This is a genomic window from Pseudorhodoferax sp. LjRoot39 (assembly GCF_964253035.1).
GTDB lineage: Bacteria > Pseudomonadota > Gammaproteobacteria > Burkholderiales > Burkholderiaceae_C > Pseudorhodoferax.
The window spans coordinates 1,252,220-1,278,269 of sequence record NZ_CAXUQL020000001.1 but is presented as its reverse complement, the minus strand read 5'-3'; the positions used below and the strand labels follow the sequence as shown (position 1 = coordinate 1,278,269).

Below are 26,050 nucleotides of genomic sequence, written 5' to 3'. Positions count from 1 at the left end.
GGATCAGACTTTGGTGAGCCAGTGGGCGTACTTGGGATTGCGGCCGTTCACGATGTCGAAGAACGCGCTCTGGATCTTCTCGGTGATCGGGCCACGCGAGCCCTTGCCGAGTTCCACGCGGTCGAGTTCGCGGATCGGCGTGACTTCGGCGGCCGTGCCCGTGAAGAAGGCTTCGTCGGCGATGTAGATCTCGTCGCGCGTGATGCGCTTTTGCACGAGCTCGATGCCGAGGTCCTTGCAGATGTGCAGCACGGTGTTGCGCGTGATGCCGTTCAGTGCGCCGGCCGACAGGTCGGGCGTGTAGACCACGCCGTCCTTGACCACGAACACGTTCTCGCCCGCGCCTTCGCTGACGAAGCCCGAAGCGTCCAGCAGCAGGGCCTCGTCGTAGCCGTCGTCCACGGCCTCCATGTTGGCCAGGATCGAGTTGCTGTAGTTGCTGACGGCCTTGGCCTGCGTCATCGTGATGTTGACGTGGTGGCGCGTGTAGCTGGAGGTCTTCACGCGGATGCCGCGCTTCATGCCCTCTTCGCCCAGGTAGGCGCCCCAGGCCCAGGCGGCGACCATGGCGTGGATGGTGTTGCCCTTGGGACTCACGCCCAGCTTCTGCGAACCGATCCAGACCAGCGGGCGCAGGTAGCAGCTTTCGAGCTGGTTCTCGCGCACGACGTCGAGTTGGGCCTGGTTGAACTGCTCCTGGCTGAACGGGATCTGCATGCGCAGGATCTTGGCGCTGTTGAACAGGCGCTGCGTGTGCTCCTGCAGCCGGAAGATGGCCGTGCCGCCCGCCGTGTTGTAGGCGCGCACGCCCTCGAAGGCGCCACAGCCGTAGTGCAGCGTGTGGGTCAGCACGTGGATCTTTGCGTCGCGCCAGTCGACCATCTGGCCATCCATCCAGATCTTGCCGTCGCGGTCGGCCATGGAGGGCGCGGGGGGGATGAGACTCATGGTGCGCGAATCCTTTTTGTGGGGAAGCTGCCGTGGGGCGAAAAACCGCGGATTTTACGGCGCGGCCGGCGGCGCCTCGGCCGGCTCGGGCGCGGCCTCGGGCCGGGTCATCTGCCACTGCTGGAGCTTGCCGCCCTGGAAGGTGCAATCGACATAGGAGCCGCCGGCGTCGGTCCAGCGGTAGACCTCGGGCTGCTCGTCCTTGGGGCTCCGCAGCTGACCCAGCGCGCGCGTCATGGCCACCACGTGCAGCAGGGTGTGGCCGGGCTTGAGCTTGGCGTTGAGCATGACGGCGCTGCCGACGAAGCCGATCGGCCGGTCGGACGCCCGCTTCATGACCTGCATCATGCGGGTGATGTGCAGCAGCGCCCACATCGTCAGCGCGCCGCCGACGAGCACGATGCCGGGCCAGCCGTAGTTGCGGAAGGCGAAGAACAACACCGCCAGAATGGCCAGGGGGACGAGAATCTTCTTGAGTTGCATGGGGCGCGATTCTCGCCGCATGCCGCGCGCCACCCGAAGGATGCCCCATGGAACCGACCCTGTACTTCCATCCGCTCGCCTCGTACTGCTGGAAGGCGCTGATCGCGCTGTACGACAGCGGCGTCGCCTTCACCCCGCGCCTGGTGGACCTGGGCAAGGCCGACGACCGCGCCGCGCTGCAGGCGCTGTGGCCGCCGGCGCGCTTTCCGGTGCTGCACGACGCGGCGCAGGGCCGGGTGCTGCCCGAGTCGACCATCCTCATCGAGTACCTGGCCGAGCGGCATCCCGGTGCCGCGGCCCTGCTGCCCACCGACGCCCGGGAGCGGCTCGACGTGCGCCTGTGGGACCGCGTGTGCGACGACCACCTGCAGGACCCCATGCAGAAGATCGTCGGCGACCGTCTGCGCGACGCCGCCGTGCGCGACCCGCATGGCGTGGCCGAGGCGCGCACCGCGCTGCAGCGCGCCTACCCGCTGTTCGAACAGCAGCTGGCAGGCCGGACCTGGCTGGCCAGCGACGGCTTCAGCCTGGCGGACTGCGCGGCGCTGCCCGCGCTGTTCTACGCGTCGATCCTGGAGCCGATCCCGGACGGGTTGGGCGCGCTGCACGCCTACTTCGAGCGCCTGCTGCTGCGGCCTGCGGTGCAGCGCGTGCTGGAGGAGGCCAGGCCCTGGTTCCGCTTCTTCCCGTTCGCCGACGCGATGCCCGCGCGCTTCGTGGCCACCGAGCCGTTGTGACGCGCCATGGCGCAGGCCAGGCAGCGGATGGAGCCGCCCGGCACGCCTCGGTCAGCGGCCCGCCGTCAGAACCGTCCCCGCAGCGTGAGCACGGCGTTGCGCGGTTCGCCGTAGAAGTTGCCGCCGTACGAGCCGCCCATGGTGCGGTAGTAGGTCCTGTCGAACAGGTTGCTGAGGTTCAGCGTCAGCGTGAGGTTCTGGTCGATGCGGTACTCGGCCATCGCACTCCACACCGCGTAGCCGCTCTGCGTGTAGCTGTAGGCCGTGTTCGGGCCGTTGTACAGGCCGGTGGTGGGGTTGTAGCTGGCCGCCTGGCCCGTCACGTACTGCGCGCTCTGCAGCGTGGCGCCGGCGCCCAGCTTCCAGGCCGAAGCCGCGCCCGGCAGCTGCCAGGTGCCCCACAGCTTGACGAGGTGCTTGGGCGTGATGGTGCTGAAGGCCGCATTCTCGGTCTTGTTGCGGTTGTGGTTGTAGGTGTAGCCCAGCGCCACCTGCACGCCGCGTGCCAGCTCGCCGTTGACCTCGGCGTCGAAGCCCTGGCTCACCACCTCGCCCTGCGCCAGGTAGCAGCAGCTGCCCGCGAAGGCCGAACTCTCCTGCGGGAAGTTCGGGTCCAGCACCGCGCGCTTGTCCTGGACGATGCGGTAGATGGCAAAGGCCGCGTTGAGCTTGCCGTCCAGCAGTTCGCCCTTCACGCCCAGCTCGGCGTTGTTGCCGCGCATCGGATCCAGCCCGGTGCCCGGCGCGGGACCGGCCTTCATGTTGGCTTGGGGCCGGTAGACCTCCGCATAGCTGGCGTAGGCGGTCCATTCGTCGCCCAGGTCGTACACGATGCCGCCGAAGGGCGTGAGCTTGGCCGGCTCGGAATACTGCGTGATGCTGTTGACGGCCCAGTCGCCCCCGGCCGCCCGCGTGCGGTAGACTTGGTTGTAGCGGAAGCGGTTGACGCGGGCGCCCAGGATGAGCTTGGTGCCGTCGGCCACCTCCAGGCGCAGCGTGCCGTAGGCGCCGTACTGTCGCTGCTCGACGGGCGAGTAGTCGCGCGTCCAGGGGCCCGTCGTCGGTTCGGCCCAGGGCGTAAGTTCGGGGTTGAACACATCCAGCGGACTGCCCGTGCCACCGAGCGCGGCCGTCCCGCGCCAGCGGCTCGAAATGTCCTGCGTGTCCGCCCCCAGCAGCACCTCGTGGGTGCGCCCGAACAGGTCGAAGGCGCCGCTCAGGTTGGTGTCCAGCAGCGTCTGTCGGGCCGAGGTCGCCACCGCCGTGCCGCGCCATGCGCTGCGCAGCGTCGTCATGTCGACCGCGCCGTTGGCGAAGCCGCCCTTCTGGTAGCCCTCCTGTTCGGTCCGGGTGGCGTTCACGCGCCAGGTCCAGCGGTCGGCAAGGCGCCAGGCCAGCTTGGCGAACACCTCTTTCGAATCGATGTTGCGGAAGGACCAGTCGGCGGTCAGCCCGGTGTGGCGCGGCAGGCCGACATCGGCACCGCTGCTGTAGCGCGGCACCGAGGTCGAGGTGCCATGGGCGTTCACGCGCTGCTCGCGCGCACCCAGGGTCAGCACCGCGTCGGGGCCGATGTCGGCTTCCAGCACCCCGTAGAACAGGGGGCTCCAGCTGCTGTTGTGGTCGACGAAGTGGTGGCGCTTGTCCAGGGCCACGACCGCCCGGCCGCGCAGCTTGCCGTCGAATGCCAGCGGGCCGGAGGCATCCAGCTCGCTGCGGTAGCTGTTCCAGCGACCCGCCGACACCGCGAAGTTGAACTGCGGCTTGGCGGTCGGCATCTTGCGCACCAGGTTGACGGCGCCGCCCGGGTTACCCGTGCCATTGAGCAGGCCGGCCACACCGCGCAGCAATTCCACGCGGTCGTACTCGGCCAGGTCGTAAGAGGCGTAGCCGTAATGGCTGGACGAGGTGGACACGGGCGCGCCGCCGTCGAGCTGCACGCTCTCGACCAGAAAGCCGCGCGAATGGATTTCCACCAGCCGGTCATCGCCGTCGCGCACGGTGATGCCGGTCGCCTGCTCGGCCGCCTGGCCCAGGCTGCTGAGGTTCTGGTCGTCCAGCCGCTGGCGCGTGAGCACCGAGACCGACTGCGGCAGCTCGCGCAGCGCCTGTGCGGTCTTGCCGATGGTGGTGGCGCCTGTGGTGTACGAGCCCGTGCCTTCGGTCTCGCCGTCGCGCCGGCCGCTCACGCGGACCTCACGCAGCGTGTAGCCGGCGGCCGCGGCGTCCCCGGCGGCCTTGCGCACCGTCAGCACCGCACCTTCCACGCGGCCTTCCAGTCCACTGCCCTGCAGCAGCCGCTCCAGCGCCTGCGCGGCCGTGAGCCGGCCCGCCAGCGCGGGTGCCGCGCGCCCGGTCAGCAGTGCGGGCGGTGCCACCAGCGTGGTGCCGGTCTGCCGCGCCAATTCCAGCAGCGACTGCGACAACGGCTGCGCGGGCAGGCTGACCTCCACGGCCGTGGTGACGGGCTGGGCTTGCGCCGCCAGTGGGGCGCCCAGCGCCAGCAGGGTCGCCAGGGCCAACGGCGCCAGCGTGAACGGGGAAAGAGGCATCGCCATGGATTCCTTGTTGCGAAAGTGAGACGGGCATCCCGACGGCGCCCCTGCAGAGAAGACGGACCACACCGCGCCACCCTGATGTGCGCGGGCAAAAAAATCGCTCCCTACAATCGCCGCCGTCCCGTCTGCGCAGCGTCCAGGATCCAGCCACCGCCACATCTCAGCCAGTCGACGGGTTTCGAGTCGTCCATGGCGGGAGTGCGTTCGTGCAGGTGCGTTACTACGATGAATTGCTGGCTTTTCTGGTGCGTGCCGTCCGCGACCCGCACGAGGCCCAGGACCTGGCCCAGCAGGCCTTCGAGCGCGTGCTCCAGCACCAGCGCGCCGGCCACCGGGTCGACGACTTGCGCGCCCTGCTGTACGAGGTGGCGCGCAACCTGCTGGTCGACCGGCACCGGCGCCTGCAGGTCCGCCAGCACGACAGCGACGCGGTGCTGCTGGACCACCCCGGCCCCAGCGCAGGCGAACCCGACACGGTCTACGCCGGCCGCCAGCGCCTGCAGGTGCTGATCGCGGCCATCGAATCGCTGCCGCCGCGCTGCCGCCGGGCCTTCATCCTGCACAAGATCGATGGCCTGTCGCATGCCGAGGTGGCCGCGCAGATGGAGATCTCGCTGAACATGGTGGAGCGCCACATCATGCTGGCCGTGGCGGCCTGCCGCAAGGCGCTGGGCGACGCGCCGGTCCGCAAGGCGCTGCACGCGGCCGCGCACGACGCCCAGTGACAGGCCTGCGTTGCAACAGCCCACATGGGGTTGCGCCGACCTGATGCGTCATCATCCGAGAAGAGCCGACATCCACCCGCCCATGCACCCGCGCCCTCCCACACCGAGCGACGGCCCGCCCCCGAGCGGGCCGGACGCGCATCCTGAAGCGCTGCTCGACGAACTCTCCGCGATCGAGCTCGAAGCGCTGCGCTGGTCGGTGCGTGCCAGCGACGGCCTGGCGCCGGCCGCGCGCGCCGAACTGCAGGCCTGGCTGCAGGCGGCACCCGCGCACCGGGCCGCATTCGAGGACATGGCGGGCGTGCTGGATGCCGTCGACGAGATTCCAGCGGTCGGCACGGCCCGCCTGCGCGCCACGGTGGCCATCGACAATGCCCAGGCCTCGTCTGCCACCGGTGCCAGGACGCCTCCCCTGCCCGCGGCCGATCCTGCACCACGGCACAGCCGCCGCCTGTTTCCGCTGGCCCTGGCTGCGCTCGTCGCACTGGCCATGCTGGGCGGCGGCTGGTTCGGCCGGGACCAGCGGCAACGCCAGCCGGTGTTCAGCCAGCAGTTCGCCACGCAGCGCGGCCAGCAGCTGCAGGCCCCCCTGCCGGACGGCAGCCACCTGCAGATGGACACCGCCACGCAGGCCGATGTCACGTTCTACCGCCAGCGCCGCGAGGTGCTGCTGTCTGAAGGTCAGGTCGTCTTCCAGGTGAAGGCCGACCAGGACCGGCCCTTCGACGTTCTGGCCGGCGCTACCCGCGTCACGGTGCTGGGCACGCGGTTCCTGGTGCGCTATACGCCGTCCATGGGAAGCCGGGCGGTGCAGGTTGCGGTCATGGAAGGCCGTGTGCGCGTGGCCATCGCGCAAGGCGAACACAGCGCACCAACCCGGGTCGACCTGCTGCCCGGCCAGGTGGTCAGCGCCGATGCGCAAGGCCGGCTCGGCACTGTCGAGCGCATGGCCACGGCGTCCATGGCGCCCTGGCTGGACCAGCGGCTGAACTTCGACAACGTCGCCCTGTCCAGCGTGCTGGCCGAACTGGGCCGCTACGGCAAGCAGACGGTACGCGTGGCCAGTCCGGCCATCGGAGCCTTGCCGGTGACAGCCGGCGTCGATCTGCGCAACATCGCCGGCTTCGTGCAAAGCCTGCCGCATGTGCTGCCGGTGCGGCTGCGGGAGCACGATGGCGCCACGGAGATCGTGGCCCGGTAACGTGCTGCCAGCGCCGCTCAGCCCCGCAGCACCGCCACCGCCTCGTCCACCCGGTCCACCGCGTGGATGGTCAGCCCCTCGATGGGCTTCTTCGGCGCATTCGCCTTGGGCACCACCGCCACCGAGAAGCCCAGCTTGGCCGCCTCGCGCAGCCGCTCCTGGCCGCGCGGCGCGGGCCGCACCTCGCCCGCCAGGCCGACCTCGCCGAAGGCCACGAAGCCCTTGGGCAGCGGCTTGCCGCGCAGGCTGCTGGTGATGGCCAGCAGCACCGCGAGGTCGGCCGCCGGCTCGGCGATGCGCACGCCGCCCACGGCGTTGACGAACACGTCCTGGTCCAGGCAGGCCACGCCCGCATGGCGGTGCAGCACCGCCAGCAACATGGCCAGGCGGTCGCGGTCCAGGCCGACCGACAGGCGCCGCGGACTGGGGCCGCCGTCGTCCACCAGCGCCTGGATCTCCACCAACATCGGCCGCGTGCCCTCCAGCGTGACCAGCACGCAGCTGCCGGGCACGGGCTCGCTGTGCTGCGACAGGAAGATCGCGCTCGGGTTGCTGACTCCCTTCAGGCCGCGCTCGGTCATCGCGAACACGCCGATCTCGTTGACCGCGCCGAAGCGGTTCTTGATCGCGCGCACGAGGCGGAAGCTGCTGTGCGTGTCGCCCTCGAAGTACAGCACCGTGTCGACCATGTGCTCGAGCACGCGCGGGCCGGCCAAGGCGCCCTCCTTGGTCACGTGGCCGACCAGCACGATGGCCGTGCCGGAGGACTTGGCCGCGCGCGTGAGGTGGGCCGCGCATTCGCGCACCTGGGCCACCGATCCCGGTGCCGAGGTCAATTGCTCGCTGTAGACGGTCTGGATCGAGTCGATCACGGCGATGCCGGGCTTGCGCGCGTCCAGCGTGGCGAGGATCTTCTCCAGCTGCGTCTCGGCCAGCACCGGCACCTGGCTGTGGTCCAGCCCGAGCCGGCGCGAGCGCAGCGCCACCTGGGCCCCGCTCTCCTCGCCCGTCACGTACAGCGTGGGCATGCCGCTGCGCTGCAGTGCGTCCAGCGCCTGCAGCAGCAGCGTGGACTTGCCGATGCCCGGATCGCCGCCGATCAGCACCACGCCGCCGTCGACGATGCCGCCGCCCAGCACGCGGTCCAGTTCCTCCTGGCCGGTGGGTGTGCGCGCGACCTCGCTGGCCTCGATGTCGGCCAGCACCTGCAGCTCGGCCGCGGGCGCCAGCGCGGCGAAACGGTTCCTGCCGCTGGCGGCCGGCTGCGCCACGGTCTCCACCAGCGTGTTCCAGGCTTCGCAGTGCGGGCACTTGCCCAGCCACTTGGGGCTGGTGCCGCCGCATTCGCTGCAGGTGTAGATCGACTTCTCTTTGGCCATCGGCCGACTATAGCCAGCGGCCCCGGCGCCCCTGCGGCTTGACGTGCCTGGCCGGCAGATCTACATTGTTCCAACTTTTCAAACACTGTTCCATTATTTAGAACACCATGGATTCCACGCTTGCCAAGGGCCTGGCCGTGCTCGAATGGCTCGCACGTGCCGGGCGCGAATGCCGCGTCACCGAGGTCGCCCAAGCCTTCGGCGTGCCGCGCAGCAACGCGCACCGCACGCTGCAGACCCTGGTCGAATGCGGCTGGGCCACGCAAGACACAGCCACCAGCGGCTACCGCGCCAGCATGAAGCTGTTCGAGCTCGGCGCCCAGGCCGGCGCGGCGGCCGACATCCCGGGCCTGCTGCGCCCGCTGCTGGCCCGGCTGGCCCAGGCGACGGGCGAGACCATCCACCTGGCGGCGCTGGACGGCGCCGAGATCCTGTACCTGGACAAATTCGACAGCCCGCTGCCCGTGGCCGCCTATTCGCGCATCGGCGGCCGCGCGCCGGCCTACTGCGTGGCCTCGGGCAAGGCCCTGCTGGCCACGCAGCAGCCCGATGCCGAGGGCCTGCGCGCGCTGCTGGGGCCGCTCGTGGCGCACACCCCCAGGTCCATCACCGACCACGCCGCGCTGCAGGCCGAGCTGAACCGCGTGCGCGCACGTGGCTTCGCAGAGAACCGCGAGGAATGGCGCACCGGCGTGTGCGGCCTGGGCGCGCCGGTGTTCGACGCGCGCGGCCAGGCCGTGGTGGCGGTCGGCATGAGCGTGCCCTCGATCCGTTTCGCGCGCGCGCAGTCGCGCGCCCTGTCCGAGATGCTCCTGGCATGTGCCCGCGAAGCGAGCCACATGCTGGGTTGCCCGCAGGCGGCAGGCACGCCGCCATTCCCACGTCCGTCAGAGACACACCGGAGACAAACAGCATGGAAACCATCCAACACGGCCGAAGGGCCTGCTGCCTGAGCCTGGCCACCGGCACCGCCGCGGCGCTGCTGCCCTGGGCCGCCCGTGCCCAGGGGCCGAACGGCTACCCGGACAAGCCCGTCAAGTTCCTCGTGCCCTACCCGCCGGGCGGCGGCACCGACGTGATCGCGCGCATCGTGCAGCCTCGCTTCCAGGCCCTGCTGGGCCAGCCTGTGGTGATCGACAACCGCGGCGGCGCGGCCGGGCTGGTCGGCACCGAACTCGTGGCCAAGGCGCCGGCCGATGGCTACACGGTGCTGTTCACGCTGTCCTCGCACACCATCAACCCGGCCATCTACGCCAAGATCCCATTCGACACCGCGCGCGACTTCGACCCCGTCGGCACGGTCGCCTCGCTGCCGCAGATCCTGGTGGCCCATCCGCAGTTCGGCGCCAGCACGGTGGCCGAGCTGCTGGCGCTGGCCAAGGCCAGGCCCGGCACGCTCTCTTACGCCACCGTGGGCAACGGCTCGCCGGGCCACCTGGCGGGTGAGCTCATGAAGCTGCGCACGGGCATCCAGATGACGCACATCCCCTACCGCGGCGGCGGCCCGGCCGTGACCGACGTGCTGGGCGGCCAGGTGCCGCTGCTGTGGGTGTCCATCCCAGCGGCGGCGGCGCATGTGAAGGCCGGCAAGCTCAAGGCGCTGGCCGTGTCCACCCTCAAGCGCAGCGCAGCCTTTCCCAACGTGCCGACCATGCAGGAGGCCGGCGTGGCGGACTTCGAGGTCGATTCCTGGTACGCCATGTTCGTGCCGGCGCACACGCCGCGCCCCGTGGTCGACCGGCTGAACCGCACGCTCAACGAACTGCTGCAGGAGCCCGACATCCGCACCAAGCTGCTCGAACAGGGCAGCGAGGGCGTGGGCGGTGCGCCGCAGGCCCTGGCGCAGACCGTGGACAGCGAACTCGCGAAGTGGGCCCGCCTGGCCCGCGACGCCAACATCAAGGTGGAGTGACATGCAGATGATCGAGGAAAAGACTTCCCCCGCGGCACGCACGGTCGCCGCGCTCGTGGCCCGCGCACGCGCGGCGCAGCAGGTCGCCGAGGGTTACGACCAGCAGCGCGTGGACGAGCTCGTGGCCGCGGCCGGCTGGGCCATCATGGAGCCGGCGCGCAACCGTGCGCTGGCCGAGCTGGCGGTGGCCGACACCGGCATCGGCAACGTGGACGACAAGATCCGCAAGAACCACCGCAAGACGCTGGGCCTGCTGCGCGACCTGCAGGGCGCGCGCTCGGTGGGGGTGATCCACGAGGACGCCGACAAGGGCATCACCGAGATCGCGCGACCCGTGGGCGTGGTCTGCGCCGTGACGCCCTCGACCAACCCCGGGGCCACGCCGGCCAACAAGATCATCAACGCGCTCAAGGGCCGCAACGCGGTGATCGTGGCGCCCTCGCCCAAGGGCTGGAGCACCTGTGCGCGGCTCATCGAATACATCCACGCGCAGCTCGACCGCATCGGCGCGCCGCGCGACCTCGTGCAGTGCCTGCCGGCGCCGATCGACAAGGCCTCCACCAACGAACTCATGCGCCAGTGCGACCTGGTCGTGGCCACGGGCTCGCAGGCCAATGTGCGCGCCGCCTACACCTGCGGCACGCCGGCCTTCGGCGTGGGTGCAGGCAACGTGGCCAGCATCGTCGACGAGAGCGCCGATGCGGCGCTGGCCGCCGAGCGCATCGTGCTGTCCAAGACCTTCGACAACGCCACCAGCTGCTCGTCCGAGAACAGCCTGGTGGCCGTGGCCGGCGCTGCCGCGCCGCTGCTGGAGGCGCTGCAGGCGCGCGGCGCCGTGCTGCTCGATGCGGCGCGCAAGGCCGAGCTGCAGCAGTTCATGTGGCCCGAGGGCAAGCTGTCGGCCGCCGCCATCGGCCAGTCGGCCGCGCGCATCGCCGAGAAGATGGCCGCGCGCGAGGGCGCGGGCCGCAGCGCATGGCAGGCCATCGCCGCGGGCCGGCCGCGCATGCTGGTCGTGGAGGAGGACGGCTTCGGCGACGCCCACCCCTACTCCGGCGAGAAGCTCAGCCCGGTGCTCGCGCTGTACCGCGTGGCCGACTTCGCGCAGGCGGCCGACACCGTGCGCCAGCTCTACGCCTACCAGGGTGCGGGCCACTCGGTGGGCCTGCACACCACGCGGCCCGAGCGCGCGCTGGTGCTGGGCCAGCAGCTGCCGGTTGCGCGCGTGATCCTGAACCAGCCGCACTGCATCGCCACTGGCGGCAGCTTCGACAACGGCCTGCCGTTCTCGCTGTCCATGGGCTGCGGCACCTGGGGTGGCAACAACTTCTCGGACAACATGAACTACCGCCATTACCTCAACATCACGCGCGTGTCGCGGCCCATCCCCGAGCGTGTGCCGACCGAGCGCGAGATCTTCGGCAGCTTCTTCGACAAGTACGGGGCGGCATGATGGGCGCGCCCGGCACGGTGCACGCGCTGGTCGAGGCGCAGGCCGCGGCGCGTCCTGCGGCGGTGTACGCGCTGGGCAGCGAAGACGGCCGGCAGGTCGGCTTCGCCACGCTGCGCACGCGCTGCCGTGAAGTCGCCGCGCTGCTGGCGCAGGCCGGTGTAGCGCCCGGCGAAACGGTGTCGTTCGTGATGCCCAACGGGCTGCAGACGCTGCTGCTGCTGCTCGGGAGCATTTACGGCGGACGTTGCGTCAACCCGGTCAACCTGCTGTCGCAGCCGGACCAGATGCAGTACGTGCTGGAGCACTCCGACTGCCGGCTGGTGTTCGTCTCGCCCGATTGGGAGGAGCGCGTGCGCGCACTGCTGGCCGGCATCGCCAGACCGATCATGTTGCGCGTGGTCGATCCGGCGTCGGACCGCATCGCGGACGCACCGGGCGAGGTCGAGGTCTCCGCGCCGGCCGCCGACGCCACGGCCCTGCTGATGTACACCTCCGGCACCACGGGCCGGCCCAAGGGCGTAATGCTGACCCAGGCCAACCTGGCGGCGAACGCCCAGGCCATCGGAACCGAGCACGCGCTGGGCACGCTGGACCGGGTGCTGGGCGTGCTGCCGCTCTACCACATCAACGCCTTCGCGGTCACCATGCTGGCACCGCTGGCGCACGGCGGCAGCGTGGTCATCTGCCCCAGGTTCTCGGCCAGCACCTTCTGGCCGCTGGCCTTGCAGCATGCCTGCACCTGGATCAACGTGGTGCCCACCATCATCTCGTTCCTGCTGGAGGGCGAGACCCCACCGCGCGCGGCCACGGCGGCCATCCGCTTTTGCCGCTCGGCCTCGGCGGCGCTGCCACCCGAGCACCTGCGCGGCTTCGAGCAGAAGTTCGGCATCGGCGTGATCGAGACCATGGGGCTCACCGAGACCGTGGCACCCGCGTTCTCCAACCCGCTGGACCCGGCGTTGCGCAAGCTCGGCGCGGTGGGCCGCGCCAGCGGCTGCGCGGCGCGCGTGATCGACGCGGACCTGCACCCGCTGCCCGACGGCAGCAGTGGCGAGATCGCGATCCGCGGGCCCAACGTGATGCGCGGCTACTACAAGAACCCCGAGGCCACGGCCGCGGCCTTCACGCCGGACGGCTGGCTGCGCACGGGCGACCTGGGGCACCGCGACGCCGACGGCTTCTTCTTCGTCACCGGCCGCATCAAGGAACTCATCATCAAGGGAGGCGAGAACATCGCGCCGCGCGAGATCGACGAGGCCCTGCTGCAGCACCCGGCCGTGCTGGAGGCCGCGGCCGTGGGCGTGCCCGACAGGCACTACGGCCAGGAGATCCTGGCCTGCGTGGTGCTGCGCGACGGCATGGCCTGCGACGAGACGGCGCTGCGCGCGTTCTGCCTGGACAAGCTGGGCCGCTACAAGACGCCGGCGCAGTTCCGCTTCGTGGCCGGGCTGCCGCGCGGGCCCTCGGGCAAGGTGCAGCGGCTCAAGCTGCTCGACTGAGAAGCTGTGAACGAACCGCTCACGCCCACGCGAGGCCCCCAATGACGAACTTCTCACGTTGCGACCGCTGCTCCCAGGGCCTCGCCCTTCGGGCCGGGGCGCGCCAAGCCACATGCGGGCGTTGCAGTCCTTGCCCGGGCACGAGCCCGGGCGGCGGACTGCGCCTACGCCTGTGGCCCGGCGCACCCCGTCGTGGACGCGATCGGTTCATTCACAGCTTCTGACGCGCGCGCCGCGGCGCCATCTGCGCGCCACGCGCCGCGCGCGCACCGACCTCGCGCACGGCCTGCACGAAGGCCTGGAGCACGGCCGGCTGCTCCACCCGCTCGCTGCGCGTGAACAGGCCGAACGACGGCAGGGCGATGGCCGGCTCCACCGCCAGCTGCCGCACGCCGCCACGTGCGATCTCGTCGACGGCCTGCTCGCGCCGCACGGCGCACAGCAAGGTGGCGTCCAGCCGCAGCACGGCGCCCACGGTGACCGAGGACATCGCCTCCACCACCGGCTCGGGCGGCGTCACGCCGTCGTTGAGGAAGGCCGTCATGAAGGCCTGGCGCACCAGTGTCTCGCGCGGCGGCACCACCCAGGCCGCACCGCGCAATTCGGCCCAGCGCAGGCGGCGCCGCGCGCACAGGCCGTTGGCCTGCGCCGCCAGCACGCACAGCGCATCGTCCAGCACCACCTCGGGCCGCACGCGCGGCAGCAGGTCGCCGGACTGCAGCTGCGGCGTGATCGCGCCGAACACGCAGTCCAGCTCGCCGTCCAGCAGGCGCTGGAACAGCTCCTGCACGCGCCCCTCGCGCACGTGCACCGCGGTGCCCGGCAGGCGCTCGCGCAGCCGGGCGATGGCGGCCGGCACCGTGGCGGTGACGGACGGCGCGCCCACCCGCAGCACGGCGGTGGCGCCGCCGCGCATGGCGTCCACGTCCTCCGTGGCCCGGGCCAGCTCGTGCAGCACGGCGCGCGCACGGTAGATGGCCCCGTGGCCCAGCGCGTTGGCGTGAATGCCCTGGTGGCCGCGCTCGAACAGGCGCGCGCCGAAGCACTCCTCGACCTCGCCCAGCATCTTGCTGATGGCCGGCTGGCTCAGGTGCAGCCGGGCCGCCGCGCCGCGCATGGTGGACACGTCGGCCAGCGCCACCAGCAGTTCGAGGTGGCGCAGCCGCAGCTTGCGCACGAGGTGGTCGGTCTTGGCGTCCATGGTGATCATGATCCGTGATCGAAGCCTCACGATTTGCGAATTTTCAAGAATCGCCGGCGAGGATAACGTCGCTGGCCATGAAGCAGAACGACAACCCGCCGGAGACAGCCCGCCCCGCCACCCCGCTCCAGGGCGTGCGCGTGCTCGACATGGGCCAGTACATCGCCGGCCCCGGCGCCGCCATGGTGCTCGGCGAACTCGGCGCCAGCGTGGTCAAGATCGAGCCACTCACGGGCGACCAGGCCCGCCACATCGGCCGCTACGGCGAGTCCATGCTGCGCAGCTACAGCCGCGGCAAGCAGTCGATCGCGCTGGACCTCAAGAGCGAAGCCGGCCGCGAAGTGGCATGGCGGCTGATCGCCGACAGCGACGTGGTCATCCAGAACCTGCGCCCTGGCGCCGCCGAGGCGCTGGGCCTGGGCGCGCAGGCGGTGCGCAGCCGCCACCCGCGCGTGGTCTACCTGTCGATCACCGGCTTCGGCGAGCACGGGCCTTCGCGCGAGCGGCCCGGCTACGACGTGGCCGCGCAGGCCGAGAGCGGGCTGATGGCGGTCACCGGCGAGCCCGACGGCCTGCCGCAGAAGGTGGGCGTGCCCATCATCGATGCCGCGGCCGCCCACCTGGGTGTCCAGGCCGTGCTGGCGGCGCTCTACGGCCGCGAGAAGACGGGCGTGGGCGAGACGCTGCACACCTCGCTGCTGGAGGTGGCGCTGCACCTGCAGGCCACCACTTGGTGCGACTACCTGGGCGGCGCGCCGGAGCCCACGCGCATCGGCGCCGGCCAGCCGAACAACGCGCCGGCCGCCGAGGTGGTGCCCACGCGCGACGGCCACATCGTGCTGTCGGCCTATGCCGATGCGCACTGGGTGCGCTTCTGCCATGCCATGGGGCGCGAGGCGCTGGCCACCGACGCGCGCTTTCGCACCAACGCGCTGCGCGTGCAGAACCGCGAGGCGCTGCGCGCCGTGCTGCGCGAATGCCTGTCGGACCTCAGCAGCGAGGAGTGCGTGGCCCTGCTCGGCCGCCACCAGATCGTGGCCGGTGCCGTGCGCAGCTACCGCCAGGTGCTGGACAGCCCCGACCTGCACGCCAGCGGCATGCTGGTGGACGCCGTGGCCGCCGACGGCAGCCACTACCGCGCGCTGGCCCTGCCCTACCGCCTGGGCGACGCGCCGCGCGCCGCGCCGCCGGCCGCGCCCGCCTGCGGTGCCGACACCGACGCCGTGCTGGCCGCCTGCGGCTACGGCGCGGCCGACATCGCCGTGCTGCGGCGCGCCGGCGCCGTCGGCTGAACCCCAACCGAACGCCCCACCATGACCACCTCCCTGCCCCACGCCAGCGACGGCGCCGACGCCTCCGTCATCCAGACCCTGCCCCTGTTCGAGATGATGCGCATGCGGGCCGCCACCACCGCGCGGCGCCACTCCCTGCACGGCTTCGCCGGCGAAGGCCGCGCCTCGGCCATGCGCTGGGTCAACCAGTTCACCCACACCCACCGCCGGCTCGGCCCGGACGACCGCGAGGTCGTCAGCCCCAACAACGACACCGTCTACAGCAACGCCTGGCTCGACCTGTCCGCCGGCCCGGTGGTGATCGACTCGCCCGACATGGGCGAGCGCTACTGGACGCTGGGCCTGCTCGACGCCTGGACCAACCCCTTCGCCTACGTCGGCCGCCGATCCACAGGCAACCGCGCCCAGCGCACGCTGGTGCACGGCCCGTCGTGGCAAGGCACGGTGCCGGCCGGCATCACGCAGGTGATCGCCGCGCCGGGCGACGACATCTGGCTGATCGGCCGCATCCTGGTCGACGACGACGGCCCCGATGCCGCGCAGGTGCGCGCCCTGCAGGCCCAGCTGCGCATGGAGCGGCTGGACGGCAGCGATGCCGCGGTGCGCGTGGACACGGCACTCGATGCCGCCGACACCGGTGTGCCCGATCCCCGGCTCTACCGCGCCACCGTCGACGCGGCGCTGCAGCGCAACCCGCCGCCACCCGGCGAGCGGCTGCTGTGGCCGCCCGCCGCACCCGAGGCGCTGGCCAGCGCATTGCCGGCCGTCTACGCGGGCCTGCGCGCCGACCAGCAGCCGCATGCGCTGGGCGGCGGCTGGGCCATCCCGGTCCTGGTGCGCACGCACTGGGGCGACGACCTGCACAGCCGCGCCCGCATCGCGCGCAATTTCATCGGCGCGCTCGGCATGGACGAGGCGATGTACCCCACGGCCGAGGTCGATGTGGACGGCGCGCCACTGCACGGCGCGCGCCGCTACGCGCTGAGCTTCGCGCCCGGCGCGGGGCCGCGCGTGGGCGCCTTCTGGTCGCTGACCATGTACCGGCGCAGCGACTGCCTGTTTGTCGCCAACCCGATCGCGCGCTACTCCATCGGCGACCGCACGCCCGGCCTGCGCCATGCGGCGGACGGCAGCCTCACCATCCGCCTGCAGGCCGACGACCCGGGGCCGGACGCCAACTGGCTGCCCGCGCCGCGCGACGAGCCGTTCTACGTCGTGCTACGGCTGTACCAGCCCCATGCCGAGCACCTGGAGCAGCGCTTCGCCTACCCCCCGATCCGGCCCGTCTGAGGCCACCCACAACGAGATGGAGACAACGATGACCTTCAACAGACGCCACTTCCTGGCCGGCAGCGCCGCACTGGCCCTGCCCTGGGCCGCACCCGCCAGCGCGCAGGGCTGGCCCACCCGGCCGATCCGCCTGATCGCGCCCTACGGCGCCGGCGGCTCCAACGACATCCTCACGCGCGTGCTGGGCGACGACCTCTCGCGCCGGCTGGGCCAGGCCATCGTGGTGGAGAACAAGGCCGGCGCCGGCACGCGCATCGCCAACGACTTCGTGGCCAAGGCCGCGCCCGACGGCTACACGCTGCTGCATGCGGCGGCGCCAATCGCCATCGGCGAGGCCTTGTACAAGGACCTGCCCTACAACGTGCACAAGAGCTTCGCGCCGATCGCCAGCACGGCCATCGCGCCGCTGTTCCTGGTCGTCAACGCCGCCGCGCCCTACAAGACCGTGCAGGAGTTCATCGCCCACATCAAGGCCAATCCCAAGGGGGCCACCTTCGGCTCGCCGGGCGCCGGCTCGGCGCCGCACCTGACGGCCGAACTGCTGCTGCGCGCCGCCGGCGCCAAGGGCATCGTCGTGCAGTACCGCGGCGACGCGCCGGCCTACACCGAGCTGCTGGCCGGACGCATCGACGCCACGCTCACGGCCATCTCCACCGCCATTCCGCATGTGCAGGCCGGCAAGCTGCGCGTGCTGGGCGTGGCCAACGAGGAGCGCTCGCCGCTCTACCCGGACGCACCCACGCTGCGCGAGCAGGGCCTGGCCTCGGTGGTCGGCTACGGCTGGTACGGGATGATGGCGCCGGCCGGCACGCCGGCCGACGTCGTGGAGCGGCTGAACGGCGCGATCAACGCCGCCATCGCCGACCCCGAGGTGCGCCGCAAGGCCGAAGCCGCCGGCCTGCAGCTGCGCGGCGGCACGGCCGTGGCGTTCAGCGCCTTCATCACCGCGGAAACGCAGAAGTGGGCGCAGATCATCCAGGCGGCGAACATCACGGCCGAGTAGTGGCCCACCACGGGCAGGCTCAGCCCGCGGTGATGCGGCCGATCAGCTCCTCGCGCGAGGCCACGCCGGCCGCGGGCGCCAGCACGAAGTCCCAGTCCACGCGCCAGAACGGCACCGCCATGCCGTAGCGCCGCGCCTCGTCGGCGTCGTCCACCTTCTGGAAATCGGCGACCAGCTCCTGCTTGACGCCGAACACCGCGTCCTCGCCCAGGTAGGGGCAGTCGGGCGTGAAGATGTGCGTGATGACCGGCTGGTGGCCGGGCGCCGTGACGATGAAGTGCAGGTGCGCCGCGCGGTTCGGGTGCCGGCCCAGCCGGCCGAGCAGCTGGCCCACCGGCCCGTCCGAGGGAATCGGGTAGTGGCGCGGCTTGACCGACTTGAACCAGTAGCGGCCGTCGGCATCGGCCTCGAACACGCCGCGCAGGTTGCCCTCGGGCTGGATGCCCTGCTGCTGCACGTCGTAAAAGCCGTCGTCGTTGGTCTGCCAGACATCCAGCATCGCGCCCGGCACGGGTTGGCCCTGGGTGTCCACCACCCGGCCGCGCACCACCGTCGGCTCGCCTTTGCCGTCGCGGCAGATGTCGGCGCCCAGCGGGTAGCGCGGCGCGCCATCCACGAAGAAGGGGCCCAGGATGGTGTTGGGCGTGGCGCCGCTGGGGCGCCGGTTGTTGATGGAGTCCACCAGCATGGAGACGCCCAGCACGTCCGACAGCAGGATGTATTCCTGGCGCCAGGCGTTGCACATCTGGCCGGTCTCGGTCAGGAAGCGGATGGCGGCCAGCCATTCCTCGTGCGTGGGCTCGATCTCCTTGACTGCCGCGTGCAGGTGCCGCACCAGCGCGCCCATCACCTCCTTCATGCGCGGCGAGATGTCATCGCCCATGCGGGCGTTGACGACCTCGGCCGAGCTGTCCTCCTGGAAATACGGCAGGCCGCCGGGGCCGGTATCGGGTTGGCGCATGGCCATGGGAGTCTCCTGTTCGTTGAAGTCGCGTGGCACCACGCCCCGCCGGCCTGCGCTGTCAGCTTCGCGCGGCGGGGGTGTCGCCCTGCATTCTCTGCACGGCCTCGGTCCAGCGCGCGAAGGCGGCCATCTGCTGGGTGACGAAGTCGCGCGTGGTCGCGTCCGTGCAGGCGCCGGTCTCGGCGTCGAACTTCGCGGCCGCCCCGCCGATGAAGACCTCGGGCTTGACCAGCGGCATGGCGTTGACGAACAGCAGCACCTTGCGCAAGTCGTACTGCACGCGCGCGCCGCCCAGCGGGCCCGGCGAGGCGCTCAGGATGGCGACGGGCTTGCCGTTGAAGGGCTGGTCCTCGCCGCGGCTCAGCCAGTCGATCAGGTTCTTCAGCCCGCCGGGGATGCTGAAGTTGTATTCGGGCGTGGCGATCAGCACCGCGTCGGCGGCACGGATGCGTGCGCGCAGCGCCGCCACCGGCGCGGGATAGCCGTGCGCCAGTTCGTCCGCATCGAGGATGGGCACGGCGCGCCAGTCCAGTTCTTCGATGGCCATGTGGGCGGGCATGACCTCCTGGGCCAGCCGGATCGCACGGCGGTTGAGGGAGGCACTGCGCAGGCTGCCGCAGAGGGCGACGACGTCGATGTTCTTCATGGGTGGTTGGCGAGTTGAAGGAAAGAGGGGTTCATTCGAGCGTGATGTCGTTGTCCTTGACGACCTTGGCCCAGCGCCTGGATTCTGCGTCGATGACCTGCACGAAGTCCGCCGCAGAACCGCCGACGGGCACCAGGCCCTGCTCGGCCAGGAAGCGGCGGTAGTCGTCGGACGCGGCGATCTGCCGCGACACATTGCCCAGCGCATCGATCACCGCCTGCGGCGTGCCCTTGAGCGCGAACAGGCCGTGCCAGGAATCGCCCTCGAAGCCGGGGAAGGCCTCGGCCACCGTGGGCACCTGCGGCAGCGATTCGAGCCGGTGCGCGCTGGACACCGCGAGCGGCCGGATCCTGCCCGCGCGGATGTGCTGCAACACGTCGGCGATGGGCGAGAAGGCCGTGTCGACCCGCCCGCCGATGAGGTCGGTCACGCCGCCGTCGCGGTAGGGCACGTGGTTGAGCTTGAGGCCCGCGCTGTTGGCGAAGTAGGCCATGGACATGTGCGGCACCGTGCCCACGCCGTAGGAGGCGTAGCTCACGTTGCCCGGCTTGGCCTTGGCGTCCTTGATCAGGTCGGCCGCCGTCTTGTAGGGCGACTGGCTGGACACCGAGACCACCAGCGGGATCGACAGCATGCGTGTGATGGGCACCAGGTCCTGCGCCTGGTAGGGCAGCTTCTTGTAGACGAAGGGATTGATGGTGACCGTGCCGCTGGCGGTGTAGAGCAGCGTGTAGCCGTCCGCGGGCGCGTTGGCCACGGCCTGCGCGCCGACGATGGTCGAGCCGCCCGCCTTGTTCTCCACCACCACGGGCTGCTGCAGTTGTTTGGACACGCGGTCGCCCCAGTAGCGCGCCATCACGTCGGGCGCCGTGCCGGCCGGGAACGGCACGATCACGCGGATGGGCTTGCTGGGGTAGCGGTCCTGAGCGAGCGCGCAGGTGCCGGCCGCGAGCAGGGCCAGGGCGATGGCCGGGCCGTGGAAGAAGCAGCGGGTGGGCGGGGTGGTGGGGGTCATGCTTGTCTCTCGTGTTGTGGTGGCCGGCGGGCGACCGGGTGGCTGAAAAGCGGCGCGGCGGGATCAGCTGGCGTAGTCGACCTGGTGGCGCGCGATGCGCATGCCCTCCAGCTCCTGGCGCACGCGCAGGTGCGCGGGGTGGGAGGCGTAGGCGTCCAGCGCCTGCTGCGACTCGAACTCCGAATACAGCACCACGTCGCAGGCGTAGTCGACGCGGCTGCTGTCCAGCCCGATCTCCAAATGCGCCATGCCGGGGATGGCGCCCACCAGGCTCTCGAAGCGGCCCTTGAGGAACAGGGCCGCCTCCCGCCTGGCGGCGGGGGTGTCGCCGCGAACGTCCCACATGACGATGTGCTTGATCATGGGCAGATGGTAGATTCGCGCCGCGCGGCAAAAAAGCCCAATTTTGGGAAATTCTTTCCCGCGGACCGGGAAAATCACCATGGACCGTTTTGCATCGGTGGGCCTGTTCGTGCAGGTCGCGGAGACCGGGAGCCTGACCCGTGCGGCCGAGGCGCTGGGCATGTCGACCTCGGCGGCCAGCCGCCACCTGTTCGCGCTCGAAGAGCACCTGGGCGTGCGGCTGGTGCAGCGCACCACGCGGCGCCTGCAGCTGACCGATGCCGGCACCGAGTTCTACCGGCGCACCCGTTCACTCGTGTCCGAGCTGCGCGAGGCCGAGGACGCCGTCACCGAGTCGGCCGCCAACCCCACGGGCGTGCTGCGCGTGACCGCCTCGCTCTCGTTCTGCCTGCTGCACATCGCGCCGCTGCTGCCGGAGTTCACGCAGCGCTACCCGGCGGTCTCGGTCGAGCTCGTGGCGGCCAACCGCTACTACGACATCATCGACAACAACATCGACCTGGCCATCCGCACGCGGCAGTTCGAGGCCGACTCCAACATCACCATCCGCAGGCTGGCGGCCACGCGGCGCATCCTGGCCGCGGCGCCCGCCTATCTGGAGCGGCACGGCATGCCGCGCACGCCCGGCGATCTGGCTGCGCACCGCATGCTGATCTACACCCACGCCGTGGACCCGCACCGCCTGGACTTTCGCCAGGGCGAGGCGCGGGAGGAGGTGGTGGTCAAGCCGCTGCTGGAGGCCAACGACGGCCAGATCGTGGTGCAGGCCGCGCTGTCGGGCATGGGCATCCTGGTGCAGCCCAGGTACATCGTGCAGGAGCATCTGGCCGCCGGCCGGCTGGTGCCGGTGCTGGACGACTGGGACCTGCCACGCCTGACGATCAACTTCGCCTTCCAGAGCCGGCGCCACCTGCCCGCCAAGGTGCGGCTGTTCATGCAGGCCATGATCGACCGCTTCGAACAGCAGGGCTACGAGAAGCTCTGGACGGCCTGAGCCGCGGACGGTCGGCGGGTTTCAGCGGCCCTGGAAGGCAGGCTTGCTGCGCGCGAAGAAGGCGTCCACGCCCGTGCGGAAATCGTCCGTCGCGGCACAGACCTGGAAGGCGGCCGATTCCGCATCGAGCTGCTCGGGCAGCGCGCGGTCGAAGCTTGCGCGCATGAGCCGGCGCAGCTGTCCCAGCGCCACCGTGGGGCCGTTCGCCAGCCGCTGCGCGAGCGCCATGGCCGCCGCGGGCAGCCCCTCGGCCGGCAGCACCTGGTTGACCAGACCCATGCGCTCGGCCGCCGCCGCATCGAGCATGTCGCCCAGCATCGCGATCTCCAGCGCGCGGCGCAGGCCGACCCAGCGCGGCAGCGCCCAGGAGGCGCCCACGTCGCAGCTGGCACCGATGTTCACGTAGGCCAGGTTGAAGCGCGTGCCCTCGGCCGCGAGCACGAAGTCGGCCTGCAGCATCAGCGACAGGCCGGCGCCGGCCGCCACGCCGTGCACCTGGGCCACGACCGGCGCGTCGATGCCGGCCAGCACCACCAGCGCCTCGTGCAGCGGGCCGATCAAGGCCTTGGCACCGCCCTGCGGATCGGCCTGCAGCACGGCCAGGTCGCCGCCGGCCATGAAGCCCTTGCCGCTGCCGGACAGCAGCACGGCACGCACGCTCCTGTCGGCGGCGATGTCGCGCACGGCGGCGAGGAAGCCCTCGGCCATGGGCACGTCCAGCGCGTTGAGCGCGGCCGGTCGGTTGAAGCGCAGCGTGGCGACCGCGCCTTCGCGGCCGATCAGCAGGGGGGCGTCGTCCTGGGTCATGCGGATGTCTTTCGTGGTGCGCGCCGACGTGGCGCGGAAGTGGGAGGCCGGGGCGCCAGCACGCCGCCCAGCAGCAGCGCGATGCCCTGCTCGGCGATCTGTTCGGGCGCCATGCTGCCGTCGGGGCGGTACCAGCGGCCGATCCAGCTCAGCGCGCCGGCCAGCATGAAGGCCGCCAGCTTGGGGTCGCAGGGCTGCAGCGAACCCTCGGCGATGCCCTCGGCCACGAGCCGGCGGAACTCGTGGTCGATGCCGGCCTTGAGCCGGCGCAATTCCTTCCTGAGCGGCGGCGGCAGCGGGTCCTCCCCGATGCGGATCACGCACTGGCCGAAGTCGTCCATGACGATGGCCGCGTAGCTGCGCATGCAGGCCTGCAGCTGGTCCAGCGCACGGCCGCCCTGCTGGCGCACCTCGGCGATGCCCTGCTGCATCAGCGCCAGCGCGGCGCGCACGCATTCGAGCAGGATGTCGTCCTTGCTCTTGACGTAGTAGTACAGCGTGGGCTTGCTCACGTGCAGCCGCTCGGCGATGTCGTCCAGCGAGGTGGCGTGGAAGCCCTTCTCGTTGAACAGCCGCGCCGCCGTCTGCAGCACGGCCTGGCGCTTCTTCTCGCGCTGGTCCACGCGCGTGCCGCCGGCCAGCCAGGGCGAGGCGATGGCCCGGGGGAGGCGGCGGCGCGGCGTGGTGCTCATGGTATTTCCCGATGCCGCGCGTGACAGCTTGTCACGAAGATCGCGCGTTACCGGTGGGTAGGAATTCTACGGACGAGTAGCCCGCCGGCTGCAGGAATAACCCGTACACCAGCCTCCATGAACGCCGCCTTGCCGACAGCGCCTTCCGCCGCCACCGCACCCGTGCTGCGCGTGGCCGCGCTGACGCTGGGCTTCGGCGGCGTGAAGGCACTGAACGGCGTGGGCTTCGACGTGCAGCCGGGCAGCATCACCGCCGTGATCGGCCCGAACGGCGCAGGCAAGACCTCGCTGTTCAACACCATCTCGGGCTTCTACCGGCCATCGGCCGGCCGGGTGGAGTTCGAGGGCGCCGACATCACCCGCGTGCCGGCGCCCAAACGCGCAGCGATGGGCCTAGCGCGCAGCTTCCAGAACATCGCGCTGTTCCGCGGCATGACGGTGCTGGACAACATCAAGCTGGGCCGCCACGCGCACCTGAAGACCAACGTGTTCGACGCGCTGTTCTACCTGGGCCGCGCGCGCCGGGAAGAGGCCGAGCTGCGCCGCGACGTGGAGGAACGCATCATCGATTTCCTGGAGATCGACCACATCCGCTACGCCAGCGTGGCCGCCCTGCCCTACGGCCTGCAGAAGCGCGTGGAGATGGCCCGCGCACTGGCCATGCAGCCCAAGGTGCTGATGCTCGACGAGCCCGTGGCCGGCATGAACCGCGAGGAGACCGAAGACATGGCGCGCTTCATCCTCGACGTGCGGCGCGAGTGGGGCATCACCGTGCTCATGGTGGAGCACGACATGGCCATGGTGATGGACCTGTCGGACCACGTGGTGGTGCTGAACTTCGGCCAGATCATCGCGCAGGGCAAGCCGGCAGAGGTGCAGGCGAATCCGGATGTCGTGCGCGCCTACCTGGGTGCGGGCGACGTGAGCACCCTGCGCGCCAAGCTGCGAGGCACCGCCACAGCATGATCGACTGGGCCTACCTGTTCGAGATCGCGCTGACCGGCATCGCCAGCGGCGGGCTCTATGCGCTCGCGGCGCTGGCCTTCGTGCTGGTCTACAAGGCCACGCGCGTGGTCAACATCGCCATCGGCGAGATGCTGATGGTGGGCGCCTACCTGTTCTTCGCGTTCGCCACCACCATGGCGCTGCCCCTCTGGCTGGCCGTGCTGGGCGCGGTGCTGGGCACGGGTCTCCTGGGCGCGGTGGTCGAGCGCACCATGATCCGGCCGCTGCTGGGCGAGCCGCCGATCTCGGTGTTCATGGTCACGGTGGGGCTGGCGTCCATCCTGGTGGGGCTGGTGGAGATCATCTGGACAGCGGACCAGCGCCGGCTGCCCGAGTTCTTCCCCACGGCGCCCGTGATGGTGGGCGAGGCCTTCCTCGCGCCCAAGGTGGCCTATGGCGCGCTGGCGGCCGTGGTGCTGATCGCAGCGGTGCTGCTGCTGTTCCGCTTCTGGCGCGGCGGCGTGGCCCTGCGCGCCACCGCCTCGGACCAGGGCGCGGCCACCATGATGGGCATCAACGTGCCGCGCGTGTTCTCGCTGGCCTGGGTGGCCTCGGCCATGATCGCGGCCGTCGCCGGCATCGTGGTGGGGGCCATCGGCGGCATCTCCTCGTCGATGGGCGTGTTCGGGCTGTCGGTGCTGGTGGTGGTAATCGTGGGCGGGCTCGACAGCGTGCTGGGCGCGCTGGTCGGCGGCCTGCTGATCGGCCTGATCGAGGCGCTGGCCGGGGCCTTCCTGGGCGGCGAGTACAAGCTGCTCGCCACCTTCATCGTGCTGGTGTTCGTGCTGATGATCCGGCCGTACGGGCTGTTCGGCACGCATGAGATCGAGCGGCTATGAGAATCGGCACCCTCAAGCAGACCTACACCGCCGATGCGGCGCTGTTCGACTCGCGCACGCAGAAGGTCTGGCTGGCCATCGGCGCCGCGCTGCTCGTGCTGTTTCCCTTCATCGCGAGCGACTACTGGCTCTACCTGGCCTGCCTGGTCGCGATCAACGTGGCCAGCGCCACGGGCCTCAACATCCTGACGGGCTACACCGGCCTCGTGAGCCTGGGCCAGGCCGCGTTCATGGGCCTGGGCGCCTACACGGTGGCCATCCTGCAGGCGCGCTGGGGTACGCCCTTCCTGCTGAACATCGTTGCCGGCGGGCTGGTGGCCATGGTCGGCGGCATCGTGGTGGGCATTCCGTCGCTGCGCGTGAAGGGCCTGTACCTGGCCATCGCCACCATCGCGGCCTCGTTCATCGCGCACTTCCTGTTCGCCAACCTGAAGTTCACGGGCGGCACCACCGGCCTGTCGCTCAAGCCCGCCACCGTGTTCGGCCTGCCGCTGGACACCTCGTTCCGCATCTACTGGCTCATCGTGCCCACCATGCTGCTCATGGTGCTGGGCGCAGCCAACCTGTTCCGCACGCGCGTGGGCCGGGCCTTCATCGCCATCCGCGACCGCGACATCTCGGCCGAGGTGCTGGGCATTCCGCTGCTGCGCACCAAGCTGCTGTCGTTCGGGCTGTCCTCGTTCTATGCGGGCGTGGCGGGCGGGCTGTGGGCCTACTTCTTCCGCGTGGTCACGCCCGAGAGCTTTCCGCTGCTGATGTCGATCTTCTTCCTCGCGGCCATCATCGTCGGCGGCATGGGCTCCATCCTGGGCGGCATCCTGGGCGCGGTGTTCATGACGCTGGTGCCCGAGGTGCTCAAGCTGGTCTTCGACCTGCTGCCCGGCGGCACCGAGATGACGGTGTTCCTGTCTCCCGTGCGCACGGTCGTGTTCGGCCTCTTGATCGTGGGCTTCCTGGTGTTCGAGCCGCACGGGCTCGCCGAAGTGTGGCGGCGCATCCGCCGCTTCTTCCATCTCTGGCCTTTTAGAAACTGAAGGAGACCTG

Annotated in this window: 25 protein-coding genes; 14 read left to right on the top strand and 11 right to left on the bottom strand. The window is 70.9% G+C overall.

What is annotated here, in order from left to right; all coding sequences use genetic code 11:
- Positions 1-3: 3 nt before the first annotated feature.
- Both ACSQ4M_RS06075 and ACSQ4M_RS06070 read right to left on the bottom strand, forming a co-directional pair.
- A complete protein-coding gene (locus ACSQ4M_RS06075) occupies positions 4-948 on the bottom strand; it encodes a branched-chain amino acid transaminase (RefSeq protein ID WP_436188697.1) in 945 nt (314 codons plus the stop codon).
- A 54-nt stretch (positions 949-1,002) separates the two neighbouring features.
- Positions 1,003-1,431 (bottom strand): glycerate kinase, encoded by a 429-nt coding sequence (locus tag ACSQ4M_RS06070; protein ID WP_436188696.1) that lies wholly within the window; start codon positions 1,429-1,431, stop codon positions 1,003-1,005.
- Positions 1,432-1,478: 47 nt separating this feature from the next.
- Here ACSQ4M_RS06070 and ACSQ4M_RS06065 point away from each other — a divergent pair, with 47 nt between their 5' ends.
- Positions 1,479-2,168 carry a glutathione S-transferase family protein gene (locus ACSQ4M_RS06065; protein WP_436188695.1) on the top strand — a complete coding sequence of 230 codons (690 nt, stop codon included), beginning with the start codon at positions 1,479-1,481 and terminating at the stop codon, positions 2,166-2,168.
- A 65-nt stretch (positions 2,169-2,233) separates the two neighbouring features.
- Here the strand turns inward: ACSQ4M_RS06065 and ACSQ4M_RS06060 are convergent, their stop codons facing one another.
- Positions 2,234-4,720, bottom strand: a complete 2,487-nt coding sequence (locus ACSQ4M_RS06060; protein WP_436188694.1) for a TonB-dependent siderophore receptor — start codon at positions 4,718-4,720, stop codon at positions 2,234-2,236.
- A 212-nt stretch (positions 4,721-4,932) separates the two neighbouring features.
- Between ACSQ4M_RS06060 and ACSQ4M_RS06055 the strand changes: the two genes are divergently transcribed.
- Positions 4,933-5,451 (top strand): RNA polymerase sigma factor, encoded by a 519-nt coding sequence (locus tag ACSQ4M_RS06055; protein WP_436188693.1) that lies wholly within the window; start codon positions 4,933-4,935, stop codon positions 5,449-5,451.
- An 82-nt stretch (positions 5,452-5,533) separates the two neighbouring features.
- Entirely contained in the window at positions 5,534-6,652 is a 1,119-nt protein-coding gene (locus tag ACSQ4M_RS06050) for a FecR family protein (protein WP_436188692.1), read from the top strand.
- Between the two features lie 17 nt (positions 6,653-6,669).
- On the opposite strand, the gene radA is transcribed toward ACSQ4M_RS06050, so the two are convergent.
- Positions 6,670-8,031, bottom strand: a complete 1,362-nt coding sequence (radA, locus tag ACSQ4M_RS06045; RefSeq protein WP_436188691.1) for a DNA repair protein RadA — start codon at positions 8,029-8,031, stop codon at positions 6,670-6,672.
- Between the two features lie 107 nt (positions 8,032-8,138).
- Between radA and ACSQ4M_RS06040 the strand changes: the two genes are divergently transcribed.
- The 4 genes from ACSQ4M_RS06040 to ACSQ4M_RS06025 are packed head-to-tail and all read left to right on the top strand — an operon-like array spanning position 8,139 to position 12,895.
- Entirely contained in the window at positions 8,139-8,984 is an 846-nt protein-coding gene (locus ACSQ4M_RS06040; RefSeq protein ID WP_436188690.1) for an IclR family transcriptional regulator, read from the top strand.
- The gene (locus tag ACSQ4M_RS06035) at positions 8,945-9,943 is read left to right on the top strand and encodes a tripartite tricarboxylate transporter substrate binding protein (protein WP_436188689.1); all 999 of its coding nucleotides are present in this window, start codon (positions 8,945-8,947) and stop codon (positions 9,941-9,943) included. The genes ACSQ4M_RS06040 and ACSQ4M_RS06035 overlap by 40 nt, the downstream gene beginning before the upstream one ends.
- Before the next feature lie 7 nt (positions 9,944-9,950).
- Positions 9,951-11,396, top strand: coding sequence for an acylating sulfoacetaldehyde dehydrogenase (gene sauS, locus ACSQ4M_RS06030; RefSeq protein WP_436193971.1), 1,446 nt, complete (start codon positions 9,951-9,953; stop codon positions 11,394-11,396).
- Positions 11,393-12,895 (top strand): AMP-binding protein, encoded by a 1,503-nt coding sequence (locus ACSQ4M_RS06025; RefSeq protein ID WP_436188688.1) that lies wholly within the window; start codon positions 11,393-11,395, stop codon positions 12,893-12,895. The genes sauS and ACSQ4M_RS06025 overlap by 4 nt, the downstream gene beginning before the upstream one ends.
- A gap of 211 nt (positions 12,896-13,106) precedes the next feature.
- Here ACSQ4M_RS06025 and ACSQ4M_RS06020 read toward each other — a convergent pair whose 3' ends face one another.
- Positions 13,107-14,096, bottom strand: a complete 990-nt coding sequence (locus ACSQ4M_RS06020) for a LysR substrate-binding domain-containing protein (protein ID WP_436188687.1) — start codon at positions 14,094-14,096, stop codon at positions 13,107-13,109.
- A gap of 77 nt (positions 14,097-14,173) precedes the next feature.
- Here ACSQ4M_RS06020 and ACSQ4M_RS06015 point away from each other — a divergent pair, with 77 nt between their 5' ends.
- From ACSQ4M_RS06015 to ACSQ4M_RS06005, 3 genes are read left to right on the top strand one after another with little or no spacing between them, the layout of a single operon-like run.
- Positions 14,174-15,388, top strand: a complete 1,215-nt coding sequence (locus ACSQ4M_RS06015) for a CaiB/BaiF CoA transferase family protein (protein ID WP_436188686.1) — start codon at positions 14,174-14,176, stop codon at positions 15,386-15,388.
- A gap of 21 nt (positions 15,389-15,409) precedes the next feature.
- Positions 15,410-16,678, top strand: a complete 1,269-nt coding sequence (locus tag ACSQ4M_RS06010; protein WP_436188685.1) for a DUF1254 domain-containing protein — start codon at positions 15,410-15,412, stop codon at positions 16,676-16,678.
- 28 nt (positions 16,679-16,706) lie between these two features.
- On the top strand, positions 16,707-17,681 hold the full coding sequence (locus ACSQ4M_RS06005) for a Bug family tripartite tricarboxylate transporter substrate binding protein (protein WP_436188684.1): 975 nt from the start codon (positions 16,707-16,709) through the stop codon (positions 17,679-17,681).
- Positions 17,682-17,700: 19 nt separating this feature from the next.
- Here ACSQ4M_RS06005 and ACSQ4M_RS06000 read toward each other — a convergent pair whose 3' ends face one another.
- From ACSQ4M_RS06000 to ACSQ4M_RS05985, 4 genes are all read right to left on the bottom strand, one after another.
- Positions 17,701-18,642 carry an intradiol ring-cleavage dioxygenase gene (locus ACSQ4M_RS06000; RefSeq protein ID WP_436193970.1) on the bottom strand — a complete coding sequence of 314 codons (942 nt, stop codon included), beginning with the start codon at positions 18,640-18,642 and terminating at the stop codon, positions 17,701-17,703.
- Between the two features lie 61 nt (positions 18,643-18,703).
- Entirely contained in the window at positions 18,704-19,291 is a 588-nt protein-coding gene (locus tag ACSQ4M_RS05995) for an NADPH-dependent FMN reductase (protein ID WP_436188683.1), read from the bottom strand.
- 31 nt (positions 19,292-19,322) lie between these two features.
- On the bottom strand, positions 19,323-20,306 hold the full coding sequence (locus tag ACSQ4M_RS05990) for a Bug family tripartite tricarboxylate transporter substrate binding protein (RefSeq protein WP_436188682.1): 984 nt from the start codon (positions 20,304-20,306) through the stop codon (positions 19,323-19,325).
- A gap of 63 nt (positions 20,307-20,369) precedes the next feature.
- On the bottom strand, positions 20,370-20,669 hold the full coding sequence (locus ACSQ4M_RS05985) for a Dabb family protein (protein WP_436188681.1): 300 nt from the start codon (positions 20,667-20,669) through the stop codon (positions 20,370-20,372).
- Between the two features lie 79 nt (positions 20,670-20,748).
- Between ACSQ4M_RS05985 and ACSQ4M_RS05980 the strand changes: the two genes are divergently transcribed.
- Positions 20,749-21,663 carry a LysR family transcriptional regulator gene (locus ACSQ4M_RS05980; protein ID WP_436188680.1) on the top strand — a complete coding sequence of 305 codons (915 nt, stop codon included), beginning with the start codon at positions 20,749-20,751 and terminating at the stop codon, positions 21,661-21,663.
- 21 nt (positions 21,664-21,684) lie between these two features.
- Here the strand turns inward: ACSQ4M_RS05980 and ACSQ4M_RS05975 are convergent, their stop codons facing one another.
- Both ACSQ4M_RS05975 and ACSQ4M_RS05970 read right to left on the bottom strand, forming a co-directional pair.
- Positions 21,685-22,470: an enoyl-CoA hydratase/isomerase family protein gene (locus ACSQ4M_RS05975; protein ID WP_436188679.1), complete on the bottom strand. Its 786-nt coding sequence runs from the start codon at positions 22,468-22,470 to the stop codon at positions 21,685-21,687.
- Positions 22,467-23,162, bottom strand: coding sequence for a TetR/AcrR family transcriptional regulator (locus tag ACSQ4M_RS05970; RefSeq protein ID WP_436188678.1), 696 nt, complete (start codon positions 23,160-23,162; stop codon positions 22,467-22,469). Before ACSQ4M_RS05970 ends, ACSQ4M_RS05975 begins: the two co-directional genes overlap by 4 nt.
- 117 nt (positions 23,163-23,279) lie before the next feature.
- Here ACSQ4M_RS05970 and ACSQ4M_RS05965 point away from each other — a divergent pair, with 117 nt between their 5' ends.
- From ACSQ4M_RS05965 to ACSQ4M_RS05955, 3 genes are read left to right on the top strand one after another with little or no spacing between them, the layout of a single operon-like run.
- Positions 23,280-24,128 carry an ABC transporter ATP-binding protein gene (locus tag ACSQ4M_RS05965; protein ID WP_436188677.1) on the top strand — a complete coding sequence of 283 codons (849 nt, stop codon included), beginning with the start codon at positions 23,280-23,282 and terminating at the stop codon, positions 24,126-24,128.
- Positions 24,125-25,006: a branched-chain amino acid ABC transporter permease gene (locus ACSQ4M_RS05960; protein ID WP_436188676.1), complete on the top strand. Its 882-nt coding sequence runs from the start codon at positions 24,125-24,127 to the stop codon at positions 25,004-25,006. Before ACSQ4M_RS05965 ends, ACSQ4M_RS05960 begins: the two co-directional genes overlap by 4 nt.
- Positions 25,003-26,040, top strand: a complete 1,038-nt coding sequence (locus ACSQ4M_RS05955; RefSeq protein ID WP_436188675.1) for a branched-chain amino acid ABC transporter permease — start codon at positions 25,003-25,005, stop codon at positions 26,038-26,040. Before ACSQ4M_RS05960 ends, ACSQ4M_RS05955 begins: the two co-directional genes overlap by 4 nt.
- Positions 26,041-26,050 lie beyond the last annotated feature (10 nt).